The 15,954-nt window shown below is 72.4% G+C and carries 16 protein-coding genes; 8 read left to right on the top strand and 8 right to left on the bottom strand.

The genetic code is table 11. The features are described from left to right. Positions 1-45: 45 nt before the first annotated feature. From AC4NMM_RS10700 to folP, 4 genes are all read right to left on the bottom strand, one after another. Positions 46-1,116, bottom strand: a complete 1,071-nt coding sequence (locus AC4NMM_RS10700; RefSeq protein WP_491924229.1) for an NAD(P)/FAD-dependent oxidoreductase — start codon at positions 1,114-1,116, stop codon at positions 46-48. Between the two features lie 347 nt (positions 1,117-1,463). Further along, positions 1,464-2,249: a class I SAM-dependent methyltransferase gene (locus AC4NMM_RS10695; protein ID WP_096393874.1), complete on the bottom strand. Its 786-nt coding sequence runs from the start codon at positions 2,247-2,249 to the stop codon at positions 1,464-1,466. 77 nt (positions 2,250-2,326) lie between these two features. Further along, entirely contained in the window at positions 2,327-3,817 is a 1,491-nt protein-coding gene (locus AC4NMM_RS10690; protein WP_096393873.1) for a DHH family phosphoesterase, read from the bottom strand. 76 nt (positions 3,818-3,893) lie between these two features. Continuing rightward, positions 3,894-6,476, bottom strand: a complete 2,583-nt coding sequence (folP, locus tag AC4NMM_RS10685) for a dihydropteroate synthase (protein WP_491924228.1) — start codon at positions 6,474-6,476, stop codon at positions 3,894-3,896. A 96-nt stretch (positions 6,477-6,572) separates the two neighbouring features. Here folP and AC4NMM_RS10680 point away from each other — a divergent pair, with 96 nt between their 5' ends. From AC4NMM_RS10680 to AC4NMM_RS10665, 4 genes are all read left to right on the top strand, one after another. Beyond that, a complete protein-coding gene (locus tag AC4NMM_RS10680; RefSeq protein ID WP_491924227.1) occupies positions 6,573-7,670 on the top strand; it encodes an ABC transporter ATP-binding protein in 1,098 nt (365 codons plus the stop codon). Further along, positions 7,667-8,422 (top strand): ABC transporter permease, encoded by a 756-nt coding sequence (locus AC4NMM_RS10675; protein ID WP_491924226.1) that lies wholly within the window; start codon positions 7,667-7,669, stop codon positions 8,420-8,422. The genes AC4NMM_RS10680 and AC4NMM_RS10675 overlap by 4 nt, the downstream gene beginning before the upstream one ends. A gap of 101 nt (positions 8,423-8,523) precedes the next feature. Next, positions 8,524-8,667, top strand: a complete 144-nt coding sequence (locus tag AC4NMM_RS10670) for a DUF7560 family zinc ribbon protein (RefSeq protein WP_157745933.1) — start codon at positions 8,524-8,526, stop codon at positions 8,665-8,667. Between the two features lie 94 nt (positions 8,668-8,761). Beyond that, positions 8,762-9,775, top strand: coding sequence for an aldo/keto reductase (locus AC4NMM_RS10665; protein WP_491924225.1), 1,014 nt, complete (start codon positions 8,762-8,764; stop codon positions 9,773-9,775). 22 nt (positions 9,776-9,797) lie between these two features. Here AC4NMM_RS10665 and hisH read toward each other — a convergent pair whose 3' ends face one another. Next, entirely contained in the window at positions 9,798-10,451 is a 654-nt protein-coding gene (hisH, locus tag AC4NMM_RS10660) for an imidazole glycerol phosphate synthase subunit HisH (protein ID WP_096393867.1), read from the bottom strand. Between the two features lie 129 nt (positions 10,452-10,580). Here hisH and AC4NMM_RS10655 point away from each other — a divergent pair, with 129 nt between their 5' ends. From AC4NMM_RS10655 to phnE, 3 genes are all read left to right on the top strand, one after another. Next, positions 10,581-11,618 carry a phosphate/phosphite/phosphonate ABC transporter substrate-binding protein gene (locus AC4NMM_RS10655; protein ID WP_096393866.1) on the top strand — a complete coding sequence of 346 codons (1,038 nt, stop codon included), beginning with the start codon at positions 10,581-10,583 and terminating at the stop codon, positions 11,616-11,618. Between the two features lie 72 nt (positions 11,619-11,690). Next, positions 11,691-12,497, top strand: coding sequence for a phosphonate ABC transporter ATP-binding protein (phnC, locus tag AC4NMM_RS10650; RefSeq protein WP_096393865.1), 807 nt, complete (start codon positions 11,691-11,693; stop codon positions 12,495-12,497). Next, positions 12,494-13,510 (top strand): phosphonate ABC transporter, permease protein PhnE, encoded by a 1,017-nt coding sequence (phnE, locus tag AC4NMM_RS10645; protein WP_096393864.1) that lies wholly within the window; start codon positions 12,494-12,496, stop codon positions 13,508-13,510. Before phnC ends, phnE begins: the two co-directional genes overlap by 4 nt. Positions 13,511-13,517: 7 nt before the next feature. Here the strand turns inward: phnE and AC4NMM_RS10640 are convergent, their stop codons facing one another. The 3 genes from AC4NMM_RS10640 to AC4NMM_RS10630 are packed head-to-tail and all read right to left on the bottom strand — an operon-like array spanning position 13,518 to position 14,972. Further along, positions 13,518-14,150 carry a uracil-DNA glycosylase gene (locus AC4NMM_RS10640; RefSeq protein WP_491924224.1) on the bottom strand — a complete coding sequence of 211 codons (633 nt, stop codon included), beginning with the start codon at positions 14,148-14,150 and terminating at the stop codon, positions 13,518-13,520. A gap of 51 nt (positions 14,151-14,201) precedes the next feature. Next, positions 14,202-14,789: an endonuclease dU gene (locus tag AC4NMM_RS10635; protein WP_096393862.1), complete on the bottom strand. Its 588-nt coding sequence runs from the start codon at positions 14,787-14,789 to the stop codon at positions 14,202-14,204. After that, a complete protein-coding gene (locus AC4NMM_RS10630) occupies positions 14,790-14,972 on the bottom strand; it encodes a DUF5786 family protein (RefSeq protein WP_007995123.1) in 183 nt (60 codons plus the stop codon). Positions 14,973-15,103: 131 nt separating this feature from the next. On the opposite strand from AC4NMM_RS10630, the gene AC4NMM_RS10625 reads away from it, so the two are divergent. Next, complete coding sequence (locus AC4NMM_RS10625; RefSeq protein WP_096393861.1) at positions 15,104-15,745, top strand: MBL fold metallo-hydrolase; 642 nt, start codon at positions 15,104-15,106, stop codon at positions 15,743-15,745. The last annotated feature ends 209 nt before the right edge of the window (positions 15,746-15,954 follow it).

Genomic DNA, 15,954 nt, shown 5'->3' with positions numbered 1-15,954 from the left:
CGTCGGGGCGGCGAACCGGACGCGCCCGAAACGACGAACCGCCGCTCAGTCGTCCGCGGCCGCGGCGTCGACCTCGGCCTCGTACAGCTCGCCGGCGCGCTCGCGCTCGGAGAGGTACTCGTCGGCGTCGAGCGCGGCCTTCACGCCCATCCCGCTCGCGGTGGCCGCCTGCTGGTAGTGGAAGTCGACCACGTCGCCCGCGCCGAAGAGGCCCTCGACGCCCGTACGCGTCTGTCCGCCGCCGCGGCCGCCCTCGGTTATCAGGTAGCCGTCGTCGTCGGTCTCGATGCCGGTCCCCTCCAAGAAGTCGGTGTTCGGCGTGTGGCCGATGGCGTAGAAGACGGCGCCCACGTCGAAGTCGTACTCGTCGACCTCGTCGGCGGTCGCGGGGTCGTCGAGCTTCTCCTTCGGGTGACCGTCGGGGTGCTCGACGAGGGTCACGTGATCGATCCCGTCCTCTGGCGTGCCGTGGATCTCGGTGAGCTCGGTGTTGAGGAGCAGCTCGATGTCGCCGTCCTCGACGGCGTCCATCGTGCGCTCGATCCACACGTCCTCGGCGCGGAACTCCTCGCGGCGGTGGGCGACGTAGACGGTGTCCGCGAACTTCGTCAGGAAGTTCGCCTCCTCCATCGCGGCGTCGCCGCCGCCGACGACGAGCATGTCCTCGTCGCGGAAGAACGCGCCGTCGCAGGTCGCACAGGTCGAGAGGCCGTACCCCATCAGCTCCTCTTCGCCCGGGACGCCGAGCGTCCGGGCGCTGGCGCCCGAGGCGGCGATGACGGCGTCGGCGGTGTACACGTCGCCGTCGGAGAGCGCGACGCGGAAGTGGCCCGCGGGCTCCTTCGAGACGTCCTCGATGACGCCGTTGCGGGCCTCGGCGCCGAACTTCTCGGCCTGCTCTTTCATGTCGTTGATCAGGCCCGGCCCGGAGACCCCCTCGGGGAAGCCGGGGTAGTTCTCCACGTCGGTCGTCAGCGTGAGCTGGCCGCCCGGCTCGTCGCCCTCGATGAGCAGCGGGTCGTTGTTCGAGCGCGCGGCGTAGATCGCCGCCGAGAGCCCCGAAATACCGGTGCCGGCGATGATCAGTCGACGGTGTTCGACGATGTCGTCGGTCATATCGAACAGTTGGCCGGCGCGTCGTATGTACGTTGCGACCGTTGCGCGGTTTCCGCACGACCGGCCTGCCACTCCGTGACAATCTCCCGACGACGGGACCGCACCGCGACCGCACCGCGACCGCCCGCACCGCGACCGCACCACGACCGCCCGCACCACGACCGCACCACGACCGCCCGCACCGCGACCACACCACGACCGCACCACGACCGCCCGCACCGCGACCGCACCACGACCGCCCGCACCGCGACCGCACCACGACCGCCCGCACCGCGACCACACCACGACCGCCCGCACCGCGACCGCACCACGACCGCCCGCACCGCGACCGCACCGTACCCGGCGGCCTACCGCACCGCGACGAACACGCTCCGGTCGTCGCCGGGGCCGTACCCGTCCGCGACGTCGACGTCGCCGAACCCGGCCGCGGCGAGCGCGTCGGCGATCCGGTCGTCGGCGAACGGCGTCATCCGCCGTCGATCCGTGAACGCGTCACCGTCGCGGGTGAACGTCACCGCCCGCCAGTCGAGCCGTCCCTCGCCGGTCGCAACGTGGTGCGCGACGCGGACGTACTCGATCGCGCCCTCGGCGTCGCGGCCCACGTCCAGTCCGGGTCGATTCCCGTCGGGCGGCAGCGGGGAGTTGTCGAAGACGAGGACGCCGCCCGGCCGCAGACGGTCGCGGAGCGCGGCCAGCGCGGGATCGAGATCCCTCGGCGCGAGGTGGTTCACGACGCCGCGGATCGCGACGGCCGCGTCGAACGGTGCCGAGTCCGCCAGGTCCGGGTCCGGAAGGCCAGTCAGGCAGAACTCGACCGATCCCGGGGCGTCGCCGTCACCGAAGTCGTCGTCGCCGACGCCGGCGTCCACGCCGGCGCACTTCTCGCGTGCGACGTCCAGCATTCCCTCGTGGACGTCTATCGCGGTCACGTCGAGCCCGCGGGCCGCGAACCGGCGGGTGTGCTCGCCGGTGCCGCAGCCGACCTCCAGCAGGCGCTTGGGGGCGACGCCGCCGAGGTCGACCCCGCGGTCGGCGAGCGTGTCGCGGACGAAAGCGACGTCGCGGTCGTAGTCCCACTCGGACTGGATCGCGTCGTACAGCCGGGGGCGCTCGACGTAGAGGCCGTCGGACATGGCGGCGACGGCGAGGGGATCGGCGGCCGGCGAGGAGTGTCTTACGCCGCCGCGTGACCGGTTCGCACGCCCCGGCCTCAGTCCGTCGGGAACTCCGGCGGGAGCCCGGTCGGCTGGGCGGGCGCGTCGTCGAGCGCCTCGAAGAACCGCCCGGCGACGAACGCCTCGACGACGTCCGACAGCGACTCCGACTCGGAGACCTCCGAGAGGATGCCGAGCGGGACCTGCGCGCCGGCCATCGAGGCGTGCCCCCCGGCCGAGCCCACGGGGTCGAGCGCGTCGCGTAAGAGTTCGCCGGCGTCGAGGTCGGCGCCGCGGGCGCGGGCGGAGCCGTAGATCACGCCGTCCATGTAGCCGTAGACGAACGTCACCGTCACGTCCTCCAGATCCAAGAGGCGCTCGGCCGCCTGCGAGAGCGCGTCGCGGTCGGAGATCTCGCCGACGCAGGAGGCGGCCACCGACCCGCGGACGTCGCGGTTCTCGATGGCGGCCGCGAGGACGCGCAGCGTCTCCGGGCTCACGCTCGGGCTCTCGACGCGTTCGAGCGTCGACTCGTCGGCGTGCGCGAGCAGCGCGGCGGCCGCCTCGAAGTCGTCGGTGGCGGTCGCGCGCGTGAAGTCCTTCGTGTCGATCCGGATGCCGTACAGAAGCGCCGTGGCGAGGTCCCGCTCCGGCGCGATCCCGTACCGCGAGAGGTACTCGGAGATGAGCGTGCTCGTCGCGCCGATCTCGGGGCGGATGTCGACGAACGACCCCGCGACCGGCCCCCGCGGCGGGTGGTGGTCGACCACGACGTCGACGGGATGGCCCTCCGGGAGGCTGTCGTTGATCCCCGCGCGAGAGTGGTCGACCAGGGCGACGCCGCCGTACGCGTCGAGGTCGACCTCGTCGAACGACCGCAGCCCGATGTCGAGGAGGTTCACCAGCGCGCGGTTCTCCTGATGGGCGATCTCGCCGCCGTAGCAGGCGTCCGCGTCGACGCCGATCGACGCCGCGATCCGCGCCAGCCCGATCGCGCTCGCGATGGCGTCCGGGTCCGGGTTGTCGTGCGCGACGACGAGGAGCGGCCCGGAGAGGCGACGGAGCGTCCCGAGCAGTCGGGCGGGCTTCTCGCCGCCGTCGTCCGCGGGGGCGAACTCCGCGTCGGCGGCGCCGCGGCCGTCGTCGAGGCCGACCGCCTCGAAGACGCGGTCGGCGACCGCCTCGACCGGGTCGACCACGCGGTCGGCGGCCGCCTCGACCGCCGCCCGCTGCTCGTCGGTCGGCGCCGTCCCGAGGTGCGCGACGATCAACGCCTCAGGGTACCGCTCCCGGGCCGCCCGCGCGGCGGCGACGTTTCGCTCGGCGTCGTCGCTCGCGATCAGCACGACGGCTGCGCTGTCGGGGTAGGTCCCGGGGTCGGTCGGGTCGGCCTCGACGGTGGCGACGTTGCGGTCGCGCAGCGTCGACACCCAGCCGGTGTCGTCGGTGATCGCCACCAGGTCGTCGCGCCCGCCGCGCTCGTCGCGGGCGTGTTCGACGAGCGCGCTCCCGACCGCGCTACAGCCGAGCAGCAGGCGCCGGGTCATACGGGCGCGAGGGGGTCGCGAGGCAAAACGCTGCCGTCGGCGCGGCGCGAGACCGGGACCGGAGGCCGGGTCCGAGTCATTCCGCGCCGTCTCCGTCGCGCAGCGCCCCGTTCACCGCGGCGGCGACGTCGACCGCGGCCCGGTTCTCGCCGACGTCGTGGACCCGAACGATGTCGGCGCCGCGGTCGGCCGCGAGCGCGGTGCCCGCGACCGTCGCGTGCTCGCGGTCGTCGGCGTCGCGCCCGACCGCGCCGTACAGCGACTTGTGCGAGTGGCCGACGAGGACCGGGCAGCCGAGCGCCGCGAACTCCCCGCAGCGAGCGAGCAGCTCGAAGTCCTCGGCCGGCGACTTCCCGAAGCCGAGCCCGGGGTCGACGATGACGCGGTCGCGGTCGATGCCGGCCGTGTCCGCCAGCGCGAGCCGCTCGCGGAGGGCGTCCACCGCCTCGCTCACCACGTCGTCGTACTCGGGGTCGGCGTCCGGGTCGACCGGCGCGTCGAGGCTGTGCATCACGATCACCGGGCAGTCGGCGTCGGCGACGACCGACCGCATCTCCGGGTCCTCCAGCCCGGTCACGTCGTTAATGACGTCCGCGCCCGCGTCGAGCGCCGCCTCGGCGACCGCCGGCTTCCGGGTGTCCACCGAGACCAGCACGTCACCCGACTCGACCGCGGGCACCGACTGGATCGCCTCGACCGTCGGCACGACGCGCTCGATCTCCGCCTCGACCGGGACCGGCTCCGCGCCCGGTCGGGTCGACTCCCCGCCCACGTCGACGACGTCGACCCCCGCGTCGACCATCCGCTCGACGCCCGCGACCGCGTCGTCGAGGTCGGCGTGGCGCCCGCCGTCGTGGAAGGAGTCCGGCGTGACGTTGAGCACGCCCATCACCGCGGTGCGGTCGCTCCACGGGAAGTCGGGGGTGGCCTCGTCGGCGTCGCTCTTCTCTTCCGTTCCGCCGATCCCGTCGGTCTCGATTCCGACCGCCGCGGCGAGGTCGGCCGCCACCCCCCCGAGCCCGCCGCCGTCGGCCGCGTCGAGGCGGTCGACGAGCGCCCGGATCTCCGCGACCGTCCCCGCGACGGTGACCGGGACCTGCTCGCCGCTCGCCCCGCGGTCCTCGCCCGCGCCGAGGCCGCCGAGCGCCGCGTCGCCGCCGACCGCCCGGGCCTCGCTCGCGACGCGCTCGGCGCGGTCGCCGCGCAGTCGGAGGGTGAGGACCCGGTGGTCGACGCCGTCCCGGTGGGCCGCGACGCCCTCGGGCGGGACCCCGGCCGTGTCGAGCGCGTGTTCGGCGTCCTCGGCGTCCCGAACGGCCCGCTCCCGGACCGTGCGCATCTGAGCCGCCCGGGCCTCCGCGACCGCGAACAGCGAGCCGACGAGCAGCACGCAGTCCCCCTCGTCGGCGCGGTCGACCGCCGTCGCGAGCGCGTCGGTCACGTCGTCGCCGGCCGTCACCTCGCCGACGCCCGCCGACCGGAGCGCGGCCGCGAGCACCGTGGGGTCCTCCGCCCGGTCGATGGCGGGCCGACAGGTGACCGCGGTCGCCGCCTCGGGGAGCGCCGCGGCCGTCTCCGCGTGGTCCTTGTCGTGCATCGCGGCGTACACGAGGTGGAGGTCGTCGTAGTCGTACTCGTCGAGGGTCGCGGCGAGCGTGCGGGCGGCCGCGGGGTTGTGCGCGCCGTCGAGGACGGTCAGCGGCGCCGTCTCGACCACCTCGAACCGCCCCGGCCACGTCGCCCGCGCGAGGCCGTCGCGCACGGCGCGCTCGCCGAGGTCGGTCCCCAGCGCCGCCGCGGTCCGGTCCGCGAGCGCGACGGCGACCGCCGCGTTCGCGGCCTGATGCCGGCCGACGAGGGGGAGCCGGTAGGTCCCCTCGCGCTCGCCGCTGAGCGAGACCTCGGCGTCGGTGGCGCTGACCCGACCCTCGTAGGTCGCCGCGAGCGCGGGCGGGTCCTCGGTCTCATCGGATTCGGAGCGCCCGGCGCCCCCGTCGCCGGTCACGCGCGTCACCGGCGCGCCGGCTTCGCCGGCGACCTCGCGGACCACGTCGAGCGCCTCGCCCTCGCAGGCGGTGACGAACGGGGCGTCCGGACGGGCGATCCGAGACTTGGTGCGGGCGATCTCCTCGATCGTGTCGCCGAGGACCGCGGTGTGTTCCAATGAGACGTTCGTCACGGCGGTCGCGACGGGGTCGACCGCGCTCGTCGCGTCGTACTCGCCGCCGAGGCCGACCTCCAGGACCGCGACGTCGACCTCGCGGCGCGCGAACTCCCGGATCCCCATCGCCGTCACGACCTCGAAGAAGGTGAGCGGCTCGCCGGCGGCCGCGCGCTCGATCAGCCAGGGGCGCACCTCTGCGACGAAGTCGGCGATCGCCGACTCGGTCATCTGTCGGCCGTCGACGCGGACCCGCTCGGCGAGCGCCGAGAGGTGCGGCGAGGTGTACAGCCCCACCGACAGCCCCGCCTCCCGCAGGACCGACTCCGTCAGCCGCGCCGCGCTCCCCTTCCCGTTCGAGCCGGCGATCTGGACGAACGGCACGTCGTCCTGCGGGTCCCCGAGGTGCGCTAACAGCGCCTCGACCCGCTCCGTGCCGGGCTTGACCGAGAAGCGGCGGAGGTCGAAGAGGAACGCCGCCGCCTCGTGGTAGTGCATACGCCGTGGGTCGGCGGCGCGTCGCTTATGCGTAACGGAGCGGGCCGGGCCGACCGAAAAGCAACCCTTACGCGCGCCGCGGCCGCATCCGATCGCATGGACGAGACAGCGACCGACGCGGCGGTCGACGCCCCCGCCGACGGGGCGACTCCGGGCGGCCCCGCGGCCGACCCGGTCGTCGTCGGCGAGGGGGTCCGGAAGTCGTACGGCGACGTCGACGCGCTCGACGGGGTCGACCTCGACGTGGCGGCCGGCGAGGTGTTCGGGCTCATCGGCCCCAACGGCGCCGGGAAGACGACGCTGGTCCGCGCGCTCACGGGGACGACCGAGGCGGAGGGCGACCTGCGCGTGTTCGGCGCGCCGCCGAGAGAGGTCGATCCCGCCCGGATCGGGCTGCTCCCGCAGTCGTTCGACCCGCCCGCGCGGCTCACGGCCCGCGAACTGGTCGACTACTACGGCGGGCTCTACGACGACGCCCGCGACACCGAGGCGGTCCTCGACGACGTGGGGATGGCCGGCGACGCCGACGCCTGGTACGAGACGCTCTCGGGCGGCCAGCGGCGCCGCACCTGCGTCGCGACCGCCGTCGTCAACGATCCGGACCTCCTCTTCCTCGACGAGCCGACGACCGGGATCGACCCCGCCGGCCGGCGTGCGATCCACCGGCTGATCGAGCGGCTCGCGGCCGGCGGGACGACGGTCTTCCTCACGAGCCACGCGATGGACGAGGTCGAGCGGCTCGCCGACCGCGTGGCCATGCTCCGCGACGGGCGCGTCGTCGCCACCGGGGCGCCCGACCGGCTGGTCGCCGAGCACGGCGGCGCGCCCCGGCTCGACGCGGCGACGGCGGAACCGGCGACCGACGAGGTCGTCGAGGCCGTCGCGGCCGGCGTCCGCGAGCGGCTCGGGGGCGACCCGACCGTGGAGGCGACCGACGAGGGGCTCCGAGTGCGCGGCGTGCGGCCAGAGTCCATCGGCGCCGCGGTCGACGCGCTCGACGGCGCCGGGGTCGCGTTCGACTCGCTCTCGTGGTCGGAGCCGTCGCTGGAGGACGTGTACCTGCGGCTCACCGGCGAGGAGTACACCAGACGCGGCCGGGACGCCCCTGAGGGCGTCGCCGACGCGACGCCGGCCACAGCGGCGGACGGGCGGCGCGCACCCGACGACGCGGCGCCGGACGGGGGCGACCGATGACCCGCCTCGGCCGGATCCGGACGGAGGCGGTCGCGGCCGCGCGCTCGTTCACTCGTCGCCGGACGGCGGTGTTCTTCACGTTCTTCTTCCCGGTCATCCTCGTCGTCATCTTCGGCGCGCTGGTCCGGACCCAGCCGACCGGGGGCGGGCTCTTCGCCGAGCCCGCGGGCTACTACATCCCGGGCTACCTCGCGGTCGTCGTCCTGTTCACGCCGCTGTCGCGGGTCGGCTCCGAGATCGCGCGCCACCGCGACGGGGGGCGGTTCGAGAAGCTGGCGACGACGCCCCTCTCCCGCGCCGAGTGGCTGCTCGCGCACACGCTGGTCAACGTGGGGATAATCGGCGCCGCGAGCCTGCTCATCCTCGGGCTCGTGCTGGCGGTGACGGACGCGACGCTGATCGTCTCGCCCGCGCTCGCCGCGCTCCCCCTCTTCGTCGCGGTCGCGGTCGCGCTCTTCTGCGGGCTCGGCGCCGTCCTCGGCGCGCTCTCGGACTCGCAGGACGGCGTGATCGCCGCGAGCAACACGGTCGCGCTCCCCCTCCTCTTCCTCTCCGAGACGTTCGTCACCCCGTCGCTGCTGCCGGAGTGGTTCCTGCCGGCGGTCGCCGCCTCGCCGCTGACGTACTTCGCGCGCGGGACCCGGGCGATAACCTTCGAGGGCGGCGCGTGGGCGGGCGACCTGCTCGTGTTGGCCGCGCTCGCGGCCGCCTTCCTCGCGGTCGGCGCGTACGCGGTGCCGCGGACCGAGTGAGCGGACGCCGGCGAGCGCGGGGCGGGCGGCGCCCCGCGTCGCCCCGGAACCGTCCATTTATGTTCGCAGCCCGCGTCCGAGGGGAACGAGAGGAAAAGCCGTTGACCACCGTTCACTTCACCTGTCCGGACTGCGCGCAGACCATCGAGGTCAACGACGCGATGCGGGAGACGATACTCGACGCCGGCTGTCCGGTGTGTACCGCGGCCGCGACGGAGGCGGACTTCGCCGTGACCTGCGAGTAGTCGCCCCCGCGCCCGTCCTCGGCGATAGAGACGCGTTCGCACACCGCATCCGGTTGCTGAGGCTTTTTGCGTCGACCGCGACAACCGTTCGGCGATGACGCCCGAACTCGACGAGATCGACCTGGGAACCGTGCCGCTCGGCCGGACCGGCCTGCGGACGAGCGAGCTCCAGTTCGGCACGTGGCGGTTCGGCCGCGTGACCGAGGAAGGGAACGTGGAGATCGACGAGGACCGCGCCCACGAGCTGCTCGGCGCCTACGAGGCCGCCGGCGGGCGGTACATCGACACCGCCGACGTGTACGGCGGCGGCGACTGCGAGCGCTGGATCGGCGACTGGCTCGCCGAGCGCGACCGCGAGCGCTACACGGTCGCCTCGAAGGTGTACTGGCAGATCCGCGACGGCGACCCGAACAGCCGCGGCACGAACCGCAAGAACGTCCGGCACCGCGTCGACGCCCTGCTCGACCGGCTCGACACCGACTACATCGACGTCCTCTACATCCACCGCTGGGACGACGAGACGCCCGCCCGCGAGCTGATGAAGACGCTGAACGGGCTCGTCGAGTCCGGCAAGGTCCACTACCTCGGCGCCTCCACGCTCCGTCCGAACGCGTGGAAGGTCGCCCGCGCCAACGAGATCGCCCGGAGCGAGGGGTGGGAGCCGTTCAAAGTACTCCAGCCGCGGTACAACCTCGTCGACCGCGAGGTCGAGGGGGACTACCTGGAGTTCGCGCGCCAGCGCGACCTCGCGGTCTCCCCGTGGAGCCCGCTCGGGCAGGGCTTTTTGACCGGGAAGTACGACCGCGACGCCGACCTCCCCGACGACTCGAAGGCCGCCGAGTCGAGCCGGTTCCAGGAGGCGTACCTCACCGAGGAGAACTTCGACGTCCACGACGAACTCGACGCCGTCGCCGACGAGGTGGACGCCTCGCCCGCTCAGACCGCGCTCGCGTGGCTCACGCACCGCGACGGCGTGGCCGCGCCCATCGTCGGCGCCCGGACGGTCGACCAGCTGCGCGAGAACCTCGCGGCCGCGACGATCGAGCTCTCCGACGACCAGGTCGACCGCCTGACGGCCGCCAAGCCGGGCCCGTACGACGAACTCTGAGAAAAGCGAACGCGGTCGCCGACTACTGCTCCGCGCAGTAGTCGACGAAGTTCCGCAGGATCTTCAGCCCCGTCTCGCCGCTCTTCTCGGGGTGGAACTGCGTGCCGAACACGTTGCCGGCCTCGTTGGCGACGACGGCCGGGAAGTCGACGCCGTAGTCCGCGGTGGCGACGACCGCGTCGGCGTCGTCCGGCGCGGCGTAGTAGGAGTGGACGAAGTAGGCGTACTCGCCGTTAACCCCGTCGACGATCGGGTGGTCGCGCGCGACCTCCAGCTCGTTCCACCCCATGTGGGGGACCTTCCGGTCCACGTCGAACCGGACGTTGGTGCCGGGGACTAAATCGAGGCCCGTCACCTCGCCTTCGCCCTCGTGGTCCGCCTCCTCGCTCGTGGTGAGGAGCATCTGCATCCCGAGGCATATCCCGAAGAGGGGGCGGCCCGCCGCGGCGTGGTCGGTCAGCGCCTCGCGCAGGGGGCCGGCGTTCTCCATCCCCTCGCGGAACGCGCCGACTCCGGGGAGGACGACGCCGTCCGCGGCCGCGAACGCATCGGGGTCGTCCGTTATCTCGACGGAGGCGCCCGCGCGTTCCAGCCCGCGGGTCGCCGACCGGAGGTTCCCGAGACCGTAGTCCACGAGGGCGACGGACACCTCTCGATCCGTTGGAGATTCGTCCATGTTACCGATATATCATCTGCGTGGAAGTCAGTTTCTATCCGGGATCGGTTACAGAGCAGTATATACCTGTACGTATATTTGAACAGCAACACTTTTGATAGATCAGTAGAACGCCAATATGTACTCCTCATGGAGCGACGACGCCAATTCCTCAAGGTCGCGGGCGCAGCAAGCATCGTTGGACTGGCCGGCTGTAGCGGCGGCGACGGCGGCGACGGGTCGGACGGCTCCGACGGGTCGGACGGCTCCGACGGCTCCGACGGGTCGGACAGCGAACCGGAGATGACCTTCGGCGGCGACGGCACGGTCGACTTCGGCATCTCGCCGTCCGTGCCGCAGGAAGACCTCAACGTACAGTACTCCCCGCTCGAAGACCACATCGGGAGCTACCTCCGGGAGAACTACGACGTCCCCAGCGACCTCAGCGTTGAGGGGACCATCGGAAGCAACTACAGCGCCATCATCCAGTCTCTCGGCCAGGGAACGCTGGACATCGCCGAGACCGGCCCGTTCGCGGCCGCCCTCGGCGTGAAGACCGGGAACGCGGAGATCATCCTCCAGCGGTACGGCTACGGCGGTTGGACCTACAAGAGTATCATCGCGACGCCGAACGACAGCGACATCACCGAGCTGTCCGACCTCTCCGGGAAGACGGTCGCGTTCTCCGACCGGCTCTCGACGAGCGGCGCGCTGTACCCGCTGTACAGCATGTCGAACCAAGGGGGCCTCGACGTCGGCGAGCTCCCCGAGGGCAACGGCTCGCAGGCCGAGTTCGACGCCCGCTTCGCCGGCGGCCACGTCGGCTCGTACACCCTGCTCGAACAGGGCCGGGTCGACGCGGCCGCGATGGGCGGGTTCGTCCGCGACACGGGCACCGGCCCATCGCCGGAGGCGTGGCAGGAGGTCGCGACGACCCTCCACGAGGACGAGGGCCTGCCGCGCGCCCCGGTCGTGGTCTCGCCCGAGCTGAGCGACGACGTGAAGTCCGCGCTCCAGGAGTCGTTCCTGGAGGGGCCGGACAGCATCTACTACGGTGCCGACGGCGAGGACGGCACCGAAGACGACCTCTGGTTCAGTCGCGTCCGCGAGGCGACCCAGGACGACTACCAGTCCGTCATCGACGTCGCCGACGAGCTCGGCGTCGGAACCGACATCTTCGGCGAGTAGGGCACCGCTCTCCACCCTAACTTCGGATCACTTTTCACACGATTGGTCCGTTTTCGGACAAAGCCACACCTCATGCCAACGATCGAATTCGAAAACGTCAGCAAGATATACGACGAGGACACCGTCGCCCTCGACGACGTGTCGTTCACCATCGACGAGGGGGAGTTCGTCATCCTCCTCGGTCCCTCCGGTGCCGGCAAGTCGACGATGCTGCGGGTGTTGAACGGGCTCACCCAACCCACCGAGGGCTCCGTCCGCATCGGCGGCGAGGAGCTTCAGGGGAACCGCAGCGGGGTCGGGATGGTGTTCCAGGAACACTACCTCATCGAGAGCAAGACGGCGTTCGGCAACGCGCTGTCGGGAGCGCTCTCCCGGAACGGACTCCTCCGGAGCGCCCTCGGGATACACGACGACGCGGACAAGCGGACCGCCCTGGAGGCCCTCCAGACGGTCGGCCTCCTCGACGAGGCCGGCCAGCGCGCCGAGTCGATGAGCGGGGGCCAGAAACAGCGCGTCGGGATCGCTCGCGCCTTGGTCCAGAACCCCGAGATCGTCCTCGCCGACGAGCCGGTCGCCAGCCTCGACCCGAAGGCCGCCCGCGACGTGATGCGCTACCTCAAGAAGGCGGCGACCGAGCAGGACCTCACCACGATCACCAGCCTCCACCAGGTGAACATCGCGCGCGAGTTCGGGGACCGGTTCCTCGGCATCCGCGACGGCGAGGTGATCTTCGACGGCGACGCCGACGACCTCACCATGGACGAGATGGACCGGATCTACTACGGCGAGGCCCAGGGCGGCAAGACGGTTCCGACCGGCACGAGCGGCGACGAGCTCGGCGAGGCCGACGCCGCCGCCGACGGAGGTGAGCGGGCGTGAGCTCGCCGCCCGACTCGGCGATCGACGACCAGTTCCGCGCGCTCGAACGGCTCCGCCGGCTCAAGTACGTGCTGTGGGGCGTGCTGCTCGCCGCTGTCCTCGGCGTCACCTACTGGGGGCTCGGCTTCATCGGCTTCCAGCCGAACGTCGTCGCGGGGCGGCTCCCCGGGATGTACGAGTTCATCGCGACCGGCTTCTTCCCGCCGGACTTCCAGAACTTCACTATCTACACCAAAGACCAGGGGATCACCGGGCTGCGGGCGATCCCCGCGAGCTTCGGCGACGGCGGCGCGCACATCATCGAGAGCTTCCAGTCGCAGCGGCAGTCGCTGGTGAAGGCGAGCCTGGTGACGCTCCTCCTCGGCTTCATGGGCACCGTGTTCGCCTTCCCGCTCGCGCTCGTCCTCGGCGTCCTCGGGAGCGAGCGCGTCACGCCGTTCCCGTTCAACTTCATCTTCCGGGGCACTCTCAGCGGCATCCGCGCCATCCCCGCCATCGTCTGGATCTTCCTGTACATCCCCATCGGCCCGCCGGGGCAGGTCACGGCGGTGCTCGCGATCGCGACCGACAGCATCGGGAACCTCGGCCGCTTGTTCACCGACGACTTAGAGGAGATCGACGAAGGGCCGATCGAGGCGATCCGGTCGACGGGCGCGTCGGGCACCCAGACCGTGAGCTTCGGCATGCTGAGTCAGGTGTCTCGATCCTTCATCGCGTGGACGCTGTACATCCTCGAGATCAACACCCGGATCGCCATCTCGCTCGGCGTCGTCGGCGCCGGCGGCCTCGGGCTGATGATCCGGAACAGCCAGGACCTCTTCGAGTTCCAGCAGACCGCGGCCGGGCTGATCATGGTGTTCATCGTCGTCCTCGGCATCGAGCTGATCTCCTCGCGCATCCGCGCCCGGCTCCGGCCCGGCGAGCACGAGGGGAAGGGGCTCGTCGAGGCGATCCGCGGCCTGTTCGACGCGAAGAAGTGGCTCGGCGTCGGCGACCGGTCCGACCGGGACTGATCCGGCGTCAGAACTCGCCGAGCCGCGACTGGCCGTCCCCGCCTTCTTCTCCCCGTTCTCCGACGCCGCTCAGCTCCGCCGCCCGCGCGACCGTCTCGAAGAAGCCGTCGCGCTGGCTCCGGTCGTACAGCGTCGCCGCCGGGTGGACGGAGAGGAGGACGCGCCGCGACTCGCCCGCGAGGCGCGCGTCGACCACGTCGCCCGACTCCGACGTGATCGCTACCGAGCGGTCGAGGAGGTGTTCGCTCGGCACCTTCCCGAGGGTCACGATCAGCTCCGGGTCGAGCCGGGCGATCTCCGTTTCGAGGTAGCCGCGGCAGTTCGCCAGCTCCTCGGTCGTCGGGTCTCGGTTGTCGGGCGGCCGGCACCGCACGCAGTTCGTGATCCGCACGTCCGCGCGGGCGAGTCCCGCGTCCCGGAGCGCCTCGTCGAGCACGTCGCCCGAGCGACCGACGAACGGCTCGCCCTCCTCGTCCTCGGTGGCCCCCGGCCCCTCGCCGACGAACAGCAGGTCCGCGTCGGTCGGGCCGACCCCGTCGACGATCCGGCTCCGCGACGCGACGAGCTCGGGGCACCGCTCGCAGGACGGCACGCACAGGTCCTCGTCGAGGCCGGCGCCGTCGCCGCCGTGTTCGCTCATACAGGCGCTGCGGGCGCGGTCGTCTAAGTAGCGTCGGTCGGTCCGGAGCGTTCACTCGCCCGTCACGGCCTCGCGGTGCGCGCTCGCGGCGAGCGCCGCCATCCGGAGCGGCTCGCAGCGCCGGAACCCGTCGCGGGTGAGCCCCCTGACCGCCGCGGCGGCCTCGTCGGAGTCGAGGCCGACCGCGCGGACGAAGCGGGGGTCGTCGGAGTCCGACACGTCCTCGTCCGCGTCCGCGGAGTCGACCGGAACCCGCGGCGGCAGCGACCGGTACGTCGCGAGGCGGTCGGCGAGCGCGTCGCCGTCGAACGCGTCGCGCAGGGCGGGTTCGAGCCCGGGGCTCCGCTCGTAGCTCACGGCGTAGACGGGACGGTCGAGGGTCTCGTGGAGGCGCCGGAGGTCGAGGAGGTTGAACCACGCGGGCGCGACGCCCGCGCAGGCGACGTGGCGGACGTCCTCGCGGTCGAGCGCGCTCCAACAGTCGAGAACGGCGTCGGTCGCGTCGGTCCCGCCGACGGTACAGGTCGCGAACGCGAAGCCGTCCGGCGTCCCGTCGGCGCGGACGACGACGCCGGCCGCGTGGCTCGCGTCGCGGGCGTCAGAGAAGGCGATGCCGAGCGTGCGGCTCGGCGGCGTCACTCACGCGTCCTCGGACTTGATCTCCTGGAGTCGGTCGAGAAGCTCGTCGTTCGAGGCGCCGGGCTCGTAGTCGACGGACCCCTGGTGGGTCTCCTGGGCAGCCCGGACACCGTCGTCGTCGTCGAAGTCCGCGTCCAGGTCCTGATTCTCCTGTTCGGACTCGTCGTAGCTGCCGAAACCCATCTGTGCGTGAGACTAACAGCGGGTGTCAAATAAATCCACGGCCGGTGGTGCCTCCGAAACGCCGCCCCGGGGCCCGAACGCCGCGCGCGCCGCGGCTGTACCCTTTTGTCGCTGCGCGAGCGAGTACGGGCATGGAGCCGATCACCGTCACCGCGGACGCTGAGGAGTTCACCTGTAACGCGTACCTCGTCGCCGGGGACGCGACGACGCTCGTCGACGCCGGAACGATGCCCGGGGTGGACGAGGTGATCGCCGACGCGCTCGACGACGCGGGCGTCGACGGCCTCAACCGCCTCGTCGTGACCCACCAGCACCACGACCACGTGGGGGAGCTCGACGCCGTCGTCGACCGATTCGACCCGCGGGTGTTCGCGTACGCCGACCACCCGCGCCGCGACGTCGCGCTCGCGGACGGCGACGAGATACTCGTCGGCAGCGAGGCCTGCGAGGTCGTCCACACGCCGGGCCACGCCGACGACCACGTCTCGCTCGTCGGCGAGGAGCGGTGCTACTCCGGCGACGTGGTCGTCTACAACGACGGCGCCTTCGACGACGGCTCGTTCGGCCGCACCGACATGACCGGCCAGTCGCGCGAGCGCCTGATCGAGAGCCTCCACGAGATCCTCGACCGCATGCCCGACACCACCGAAGCCATGTTCCCCGGCCACGGCGACGTCTACCGCGCGGCCGACGGCCCGGACACCGTCCGCGAGGTGATCGAGCGCGCGACGGAGCGCGCCGAGCGCCGCGAGCCGAAGTACCCCGAGGAGTGAGCGGGAGCCGTATTTAAATGCGAGCGAGCGCCGGGACCGACCGCCGACTTCGGCGCGTGCCGACGAGCGCCCGCAGGGCGCGAGTCGCACGCGCGAGGGAGTCGCTTGGGGCGGTGGGGCCCGCGACCAGGGGGGGGGGGGCCGGGGGCCACGCGCGGCCGGCGGCGGGAGGGGGGGCCACGCACGGCCGGGCCGCCAAAAGGGGAAAC

The sequence above is a fragment of the Halorubrum sp. SD41 genome (genome assembly GCF_058630335.1).
This window is presented reverse-complemented; position numbering and strand designations above follow the sequence as displayed.